This is a genomic window from Rhodopirellula maiorica SM1 (assembly GCF_000346295.1).
Lineage (GTDB): Bacteria > Planctomycetota > Planctomycetia > Pirellulales > Pirellulaceae > Novipirellula > Novipirellula maiorica.
Genome location: NZ_ANOG01001080.1, coordinates 1 through 8505 on the forward strand (window position 1 = coordinate 1; position 8505 = coordinate 8505).

At 53.3% G+C, this 8505-nt stretch carries 6 protein-coding genes; 2 read left to right on the plus strand and 4 right to left on the minus strand.

All coding sequences use genetic code 11. The annotated features are described in order from the left end of the window. Positions 1–256 precede the first annotated feature (256 nt). The 4 genes from RMSM_RS35025 to flhA all read right to left on the minus strand — a co-directional run bounded on the left by RMSM_RS35025 (position 257) and on the right by flhA (position 4988). Positions 257–1054, minus strand: a complete 798-nt coding sequence (locus RMSM_RS35025) for a FliA/WhiG family RNA polymerase sigma factor (RefSeq protein ID WP_040771197.1) — start codon at positions 1052–1054, stop codon at positions 257–259. 211 nt (positions 1055–1265) lie between these two features. After that, positions 1266–1499, minus strand: a complete 234-nt coding sequence (locus tag RMSM_RS35030) for a hypothetical protein (RefSeq protein WP_008709025.1) — start codon at positions 1497–1499, stop codon at positions 1266–1268. A 199-nt stretch (positions 1500–1698) separates the two neighbouring features. After that, on the minus strand, positions 1699–2808 hold the full coding sequence (locus tag RMSM_RS35035) for a flagellar biosynthesis protein FlhF (RefSeq protein ID WP_040771199.1): 1110 nt from the start codon (positions 2806–2808) through the stop codon (positions 1699–1701). Between the two features lie 110 nt (positions 2809–2918). Continuing rightward, positions 2919–4988, minus strand: a complete 2070-nt coding sequence (gene flhA / locus RMSM_RS35040; protein WP_008709029.1) for a flagellar biosynthesis protein FlhA — start codon at positions 4986–4988, stop codon at positions 2919–2921. A 1140-nt stretch (positions 4989–6128) separates the two neighbouring features. On the opposite strand from flhA, the gene RMSM_RS35050 reads away from it, so the two are divergent. Both RMSM_RS35050 and RMSM_RS35055 read left to right on the plus strand, forming a co-directional pair. Further along, complete coding sequence (locus RMSM_RS35050; protein ID WP_008709031.1) at positions 6129–7229, plus strand: DUF1559 domain-containing protein; 1101 nt, start codon at positions 6129–6131, stop codon at positions 7227–7229. Positions 7230–7290: 61 nt separating this feature from the next. Continuing rightward, complete coding sequence (locus RMSM_RS35055; protein WP_008709034.1) at positions 7291–7776, plus strand: hypothetical protein; 486 nt, start codon at positions 7291–7293, stop codon at positions 7774–7776. The last annotated feature ends 729 nt before the right edge of the window (positions 7777–8505 follow it).

Sequence of the window (8505 nt, forward strand, 5' to 3'; positions counted from 1 at the left end):
AGCTAGATATGTATGCTGACTCTACTAGACCTCTCCCAAACCTGCGTTTGGTAGAGGTGACCGAGAAACTTTTCAATCCGCCCTGCCCTGCCCCGCTGCATCCATTGCCAAAGCGTAGGATCCTGCCCTACTTGAAAACGGGGCACTTCATTTCCGCTGGATCCATCAGCGCACAAAAAAAGCGGCTCCTTTAAAAAAGGGAGCCGCTATGGGGCATTCGACGGCCGTGCATGGCCGCCGTGCTACGTCTGAATCGTTATGCACCGAATTCGATGCGGCGTGGTCCGAGTTGTTGCTGCAAGCGGTTGACAATCGAAGTGTGCATCTGGCTCACTCGCGATTCGGAAAGATCAAGCGTGGCGCCGATTTCTTTCATCGTCAATTCTTCGTAGTAATAAAGAATGATGATCAATCGCTCGTTGCGGTTCAGTCCTTTGGTGACCAAACGCATCAAGTCATTCTTTTGCACGCGGATAGTTGGGTCTTCACCCTTCTTGTCTTCAAGTACGTCGATTTCGCGAACGTCCTTGTAGCTATCTGTTTCGTACCATTTCTTGTTCAGCGAAACGACGCCGACCGCATTGGCGTCGGATTGCATCTTTTCCAATTCCGCCACCGGAATCTCCATCTTCTCGGATAGTTCCAAGTTGGTAGGAGCTCGGCCAAATTTGGTTTCGAGTTCTTTCTTGGCAGCAGCAAGCTTGCTGGCTTTGCTGCGGACCAAACGAGGAACCCAGTCCATCGTGCGAAGTTCGTCCAGCATGGCACCACGAATCCGTGGCACACAGTACGTTTCAAACTTGACGCCTCGTTCCATATCATACGCGTCGATGGCATCCATCAAGCCGAAGATTCCGGCACTGATCAAGTCATCCAATTCGACTCCGTCGGGAAGCCGTTGCCAGATACGTTCGCCGTTGTAGCGAACCAGCGGCATGTAGCGTTCGACCAACCGATTGCGTAAATCTTCGTATTCTGCTGCGTCCTTGGTGATTTTCTTGAAGTCTTGCCAGACTTGCAGAATCTCATCGTCGGTTGTGACTGTCGCTGCCATCCAATCCTCCGTGACCAAAAAATGTACTGACGGCATCATGCCGTCTGCGTCTCGTAACCATGGACGCTCGTCGCTACCGAAAACGGCAGCAATCCATGTCCATCGTTACTCATATAAATCCATGACGGTTTGGTGCACGTTTGCATCCATGCAGACGTAAACCAAACCCGCCTTGGCGCCCAACCGAAGCATCCATGTTGAACATCCGTGTTCAAGATTCTTCGGCGGAGTTGTCTTCTAAGAGTCCTGCATCCGCGATCCCTTGGCGATACCACTCGACTCGGCGTCGAAAACTGGCTTCCACGGAATCACGAACGACATACTCAATAATCCACCCTGCGCCCCATCCAATTCCACTAAACACCACCAGTGCAATGATCGCCTCGCTGGCGACGTGATCAGCGAACTCGCCGAATATTGCACCTCGGACGACAACTAAAGCCATTGCAAGTGCACCAAGGCATAATGCGAAGCTTCGTGTCACGGGGTTAAGCGTCCTTTTGAAGAACAAGGTTTCCTGTGTTGTAATGCGAGCAACCAGATAATTTCAAAATTGACTCAAGCCACTTTTGAAACGTCCAGTGTGCTACACCCTCTGTATCGACACTGACCCGGGGTAAACCTGAGTCAACTTTCTAAAAAAATTAAGCTGCGTCCAAATGTTGGCTCTGTAACGTCGTAGGTAGCAGTCGCGACAGTAATGTATCGGCGGTTGCCACTTGAATATCATCGGGGACCTGTTGTCCGTTGGTCAGATAGCTCAGCGGGATCCCAGGTAACGAATCAGACGAGGAGAGCGCCGATAACACGCCTGCCGTGTTCGTCGCTTCATCCAACTTGGTTAAGATTGCAGCGGTCGGTCTCGCCGGAGCAAATCCGCGAAGCACCGAGCGGACCGTGGATACGGAACTGGTGGCCGCCATCACTAAATGAGTTTCATCGGGCTGCGCCATTCGCAATAGTTCGACGAGCTGGTCGATTCGAGCGTCACTCGATGGGCTGCGGCCTGCTGTATCGATCAATACCAAGTCGACATCGCCTAGCCGTTCAATCGCGGGCTGCATCTCCGCCGGTTTTTCGACCACCTCCATCGGCAAGTCCATGATTTCGGCGTAGGCTTCGAGCTGCTGGACCGCGGCGATCCGAAATGTGTCGATGGTCACCAAGCCGATCCGCCGCCGCTCTTGGATGCGGAACCCTGCGGCCAACTTGGCAATCGTGGTCGTTTTACCCACCCCGGTCGGACCGACTAACGCGACAATATGCTTTGAACCAGGTTGCGTGCGGATCGGTCCGCCCACTCGCAATTCGCGAGCGATCGATCGCTGCAGATGTTCCAGCCATGGTTGACCCTGAGATTCACCTAGCCCTGCAGCGAAACTTTCCGTCGCCCGTAACCAGCGGTCTGCGGTGATCGCCGCCACACCGGAATCGATCAATTGTTCACGGTACGCTTGCAATGGCCCAGCCAACATCGAAGCGGAATGCATGAAAACACTCTGCCGTGGCGACGTATCTTCCTCGGGGGCGTATGCGTTTTCATCCAGATCGTCGGCTTCGAGCGATGGTCGTCCATTCGCATCGATCGCATCTCGCAATCCCGCAGTGACTTCGACATACGTGCGGCCCAGCCATCCCATCCATCCATCGCGGACTTGGCGAGTATGCAGCACCGATGCGTCGGGGCCCATCTGCTGGCGAATTTCTTCAAGGGCATCTTGAAGACTGGCGGCTCGGAAGGTGCGAATATGCATAGTGCGAATCACATCGCGAGGGATTTTTGTGGGATTCAAAAACGGTCGACGATGAACGTTTTCAATAAATTGGGTGAGTGGGTTCGTATCGGGGCGTGGGCTCAATCGGTTTAGGTGTCACTGACAACTCCGTGGGATTCGATCTTCGTATCCTGAGTCACTTCGTTGTACGACAGGATTCTCAAACGTGGCATCGACGGCGATGTGATTTGGCGAAGCCCCGGACGAATCCGAGGACTGACCAATAAAATCGGCGGATAACCAGCGGTAATCAGTTTCTTAACGGCTTCTTGGATTCTTTCGCAAGTGAGGTCTACCGCTTGAGGACTCATTCTCACAAAAAGTCCTCGTTCGGTATGTTCGATCCCTGCGGCAATGCGGTCTTCCATCGCAGGATCCAACGCCAATACATGCAATTGATTGTGCTCGTCGCGATACCGTGTGCTGATCGTCCGCGCCAATCGATGACGCACGTACTCACATAGCAACACGGGGTCTTTGGTGCGAGATGCAAAATCGCCAAGCGTTTCCAGAATGATGCTCAATTGACGAATCGGAACGTCTTCTCGTAGCAACAAATGCAACACCTGCTGGACTTCACTCACCTTCATCGCCCCGGGGATCAATTCATCGACCACCGCTGGCGACACTTCCTTCAATTCATCGATCAAATGTTTTGTGGCGTCACGTGAAAGCAGTTCATCTGCATGACGGCGGGCAACCTCTTGCAAATGAGTTGCTAGCACTGCACCCGGTTCGACAGTCGTGTAGCCATAGATCGCAGCCTGTTCGCGACGCATCGGGTCAATCCAAACCGCCGGTTCACCGAATGTGGGGTCGCGTGTCGGTTCGCCTTCGATCGTGCCGGTGGTTTGACCGCTATCGATTGCTAGCAGTTTGTCAGGGCGGACCGTTGCGCGGGCAATCGTGTTGCCAGCAATGCGAATTTCGTACTCGCTTTGATCCAAACTCATCTCGTCACGCACTCGCACTTTCGGCAGCACGATGCCGATATCCGAGGCGATCGAGTTGCGAACGCCAGTGATTCGCTGCATCAAATCGCCACCACGTCCTGGGTCGGCCAAACTGAGTAGTCCCAGACCGATCGTCATCTCCATCGGGTCGATCGTCAAAAAGTCTTCGACCCGTTTTTCCGGTGGCGCCGCAGCAGCTGCTTTCTCGGCATTCTCGCGAACTTGCTTCTCGTCAATCTCGCGAGTGTTGTTGCGATTCATCACGATCGCCAAACCAATGCAACCAATTCCTAGGGTTGCCATCGGGATGGTGGGCAAGCTGGTGACAATCAACAGCAACAAAAAGCTGCCGGCGACCGTTAATGCCTTAGCATTACCAAAGAGTTGTTGCAGGAACTGAACGGGCAAGTTGACTTTCTGCGTGCTTCGTGTGACCAGCAAACCGGCGGCAAGCGAGATCAACAGCGCGGGGACTTGGCTGACCAAACCGTCGCCGATGGTCAATTTGGTAAACAACGCTCCCGCTTCGCTGATCGTCATCCCGGCGTGCATCACACCGATATAGAGACCGCCAATGACATTGACGACCGTGATCACGATGCCGGCGATCGCGTCACCCCGCACGAACTTACTCGCACCATCCATCGCTCCGTAAAAATCGGCTTGCGAGCTGACCTCTTCACGTCGTCGCTGGGCTTCTTTTTCATCGATCAAACCCGCATTCAAGTCGGCATCAATCGCCATTTGACGGCCCGGCATTCCATCCAAGGCAAAACGGGCTGCGACTTCACTAATCCGGGTCGAACCTTTGGTGATCACGATGAACTGGATCAACACGATGATCAAAAAGATAATGATCCCCACTTCGATCCGATCCCCGGCGACAAATTCGCCAAAGTTTTGGATCACGCCCCCGGCGGCTTCCATTTTCAATGTATCAGCACCGGTCAAAATCAGCCGCGTTGTCGCCACGTTTAACACCAAACGGGCGAGCGTGGTGGCTAGCAGTAATGAAGGGAAAATGCTGAATTCCAGCGGCGTTGCCACATAGATTGTCGTCAGCAAAATGATCACACCGACGGTGATGTTTAATGCTAGCAACAAATCCATCAGGATTGCTGGCAGCGGGACAAGGATGACGACGAGGCAGCCGATGATGCCGACTGGCAACACTAAATCGCGATAACGAAGTAGAACTGACAGCACGAACGAATCCTTCTCAAAAGAAATGAAGCGACCCGTTCGCTTCTCTTTAGCGAAAGTACAAAAAACTTCACAATCAGGTCCAGAGAAGAACGACGCGGCGGGGCGAGTGTTTTTTCACTTCGCTGTAAAATGCATCTGGTTGATAGCATCTCTGAGGCATCAGGCATCAGGCATCAGGCGTCAGGCGTCAGGCGTCAGCTGTCGCTGACGTTTGTCTGTATTCCGTTGTGACTCTTGTTTCCTAGCGGGCAGCGAATGATGTAGATGCTGCTATGGGGAATTGGTGTTACCCAAGAAGGACTGTGACGGTCCGTCCCCATGACGTCTCATCCAAGATCATGTTCTCGATGCAAAGAAGATGCAGGAGAAAGACGGTGGATCTCACGGAGTCGTTTTCGCGGCCATAAGGGGGCAGCGTACTACTTAGGAACATGCACCGTAGTGGACGAGGCCACTAAGTCCCGTCATGCCACTCAGTCGGAAGGACTCGTGATCTCGTCCACTACTTCCAAAGCGTCGCCGTAGGGCTCGTGTCCTCCCGAGCACATTTAAAACGCCAAAGATCGAAACGCCGAAGATATTTTCGAACGTTTGTTTAATTGACGTGCGTTACCCGCAATGGGCTCGCAATGGAAATGAACCCTCCTTTGATCTATAGACCTGTACTCGATGTCGAGCCAATTCGATCGATCCATGCGGATCGCGGGATCGCCGACGATGGTCTGTCGGTCTGTCAGTTAAGAAGCTTGCGACTGAGGTTGCAGTACGGAGGCGTTAAATCAAGTGCTGCGAAGTCGATCAATTTAAATGAGTGATGGATTAGACGACGTTGATGCAAACGGTGGCAGGAGTCTTTTGTAGCCGGTGTCGAAAAAGTATCAGCTCGCGTCAAATGGGTATCACTTCTGTTTCATAATTCTGTTTTTTTTAGTTGCCACACACAAAACTTTTTCAGCTTGTTACTGTTCAAACTCATGCAACTTGAAATTCGTGGCCAACGATGATGTTTGGACGTTCGATGTTCAACACGCACATGCGTGTCACATTCACCGGGTAACAGGTCGCTGTGTTTTTTTAGTCATTGTTTCCAAGTTGAAGCATGAGTCTGTGTTTTTTTGAATCTTGTATAAGGGGAAATGGATGAATCGGGATGCCAAGCAGAAGTCTGCAGGTTTTACTTTGGTCGAGTTGTTAGTGGTGATTGCCATTATCGGTGTGCTTGTGGGTCTTCTTTTGCCCGCAGTGCAGGCGGCACGCGAAGCCGCACGCCGGATGCAGTGCTCCAACCATATGAAACAGCTAGGATTGGCTCTGCAGAACTATCACTCGGCCTATGATCAGTTCCCCGCCGGTGCCGTCGACTTTCATGGTTATTCCTTTGGCGGGAGTCGCTCGGTCAGTGCGTCCATTTTCATCATGCCGTTTATGGAGATGAACTCGCTCTACGAGTCGGTCGTCGAAGACGCCAAGATAGCGGTTCCCGAATCGGGTATCTGGGAAAGTCCCACGCTGCAAGCGGCGGGGCCTCAATCATCGTTCCTTTGCCCATCGGCTGCCAATGCCGATGGCACCGCGGTTAACGGTGTTTCGAAGTGTCACTATGTCTTTAGCACCGGAGACGCGATGTGGCATAATGCGAGAAACGATTCGCAAGAATCGAGTTCGAATTCTCGTATCGACTCACGCAGCATGTTCATTCCGCAGATCGACGGCGAGCGAAATTCAAAACGTCGTTTTCGCGATCTACTTGATGGCACCAGCAACACGATTGCCATGAGTGAGGTTGCTGGAACGCCGCGAGACGTCGCCTTCGTCAAAGGGGACGTGGCTAGTTTTAATGGGATGTATGACGGCACCACAGCGCTGCCGGGGCCTTGTCTGACCGCGCCGCTGGACGCCAACAATCCTCGACTCTATCAAACCGGCGCCGATTGTTGGCGGGGGCTGATCCTGGGCGATGGCCGCACGATCAACAACCGCTTCACCACTACCCTGCCTCCGAACTCGTACTCCTGTGCTTATGGCGGCGGTAACGATAGCTGGGGAACCTATTCGCCGTCGAGTGAACACCAAGGAGGCGTGCAAACGTTGATGTTCGATGGTGCCGTTCGCTTCATCACGGATTCGATCGATTCGGGGGACCTCAATGCGCGGCAAGTGACCAGCGGGGAAAGTCCCTATGGGGTTTGGGGCGCGATGGGATCACCCGCAGGTAGTGAGACCAAGATGTTTACAAACTAGTTTCATTCCCATTGGTTCCGCATGCATGCGGAGTGTTCATTTCATTTGCGTTGAGGATTCTATGTTTTCAAATCTACCTCGGTTGGTATTGTTGGCGACCGTACTGTCGGTCTTGGTTGGTTGTGCGAGCGAAGAGATGCCGGAGGGACTTCCGGATCTTTATCCCGTGACCCTCACCGTGCATCAAGGCGGCGCCCCGCTTGCCGGAGCAAGTGTGCAGTTGGTCGCATCGGATCCATCGCTCAGCAGGTGGGTTTCCGGCGGTAGCACGGACCAGAACGGCGAAGCGGTGGTGATGACCCATGGCAAGTACCTCGGTGCTCCGGCAGGCAAATTCAAGGTGACGGTAAACAAAACCCAAACCGAGGGAAACGCGACCGGTAACGATCCGGGTGTCTCGAGCGAAGTCAAAATGTTCGATCTCGTTGAAGCCAAGTACCGAGTGGTGACGACCACCCCGATCGAAGTTGAGATTACTGCGGGTGAGAACAAGCTGGACGTGATCGAAGTCGGCAGCCCGGTCAAAGACGAGGCGGCGGACTTGTAGAGACGTGCGGTGGACGAGGGGGCTGCTGTCTAGTTTCCCAGCGTATGCTCGGACGCAAGTCGCGTTTGAGCGTGCGAATGCGATTAGCCCGGTTTATTCACCGGGATCGGTTCATTCGTCGCAACACGGTCTGCGATCGTTATCTCGGAAAATCTTACTGAGAACAGCCTGTACGACAGCCTTTCCAGGCTGTCGCTTCTTGCATACTTTGTACGACAGTCTTTCTAGGCTGTCGCTTTATACATCGTACTTTGTCGATGAATCATCCGTGTCTAGCAGGCTGTTGATTTTGTCGAAATGCAAATCGCATTAGTGAGCCGTGGGCCGTAAGAGAACGTCCGGCTTAGGCCAGAGGCCGATACATCCTCTGCCGTGGCCGTCAGGCCTCCGGCCTTAAAAAAAGAACGAATGCGAGTTGTTAGAGTCACCCTGAGCCGGACGTTCTCGTAAGGCACCGGGTAATGCGTGGAACCCGGCCGCTCTCGCGCGAGCGGTTCACCAAATTAACAGGCCGCTAGCGTCAAGACTTTCGATTCACGGCTCGTGCCCGCGAAACTCTTGACGAGTTTCCGATCCGAAATGCTTCCTTGCGTTTGCCGACGCCGCAAGTGTTTTTCACTGGGGCTTCTGCCTTCCCACTTGAAACGAACCCTATAGAGCAGTCGCGAGAATGTCGGGTTCCGCAAATTTCTACGACGCACTGGTTCCATCTACGAACAACGACGTTTG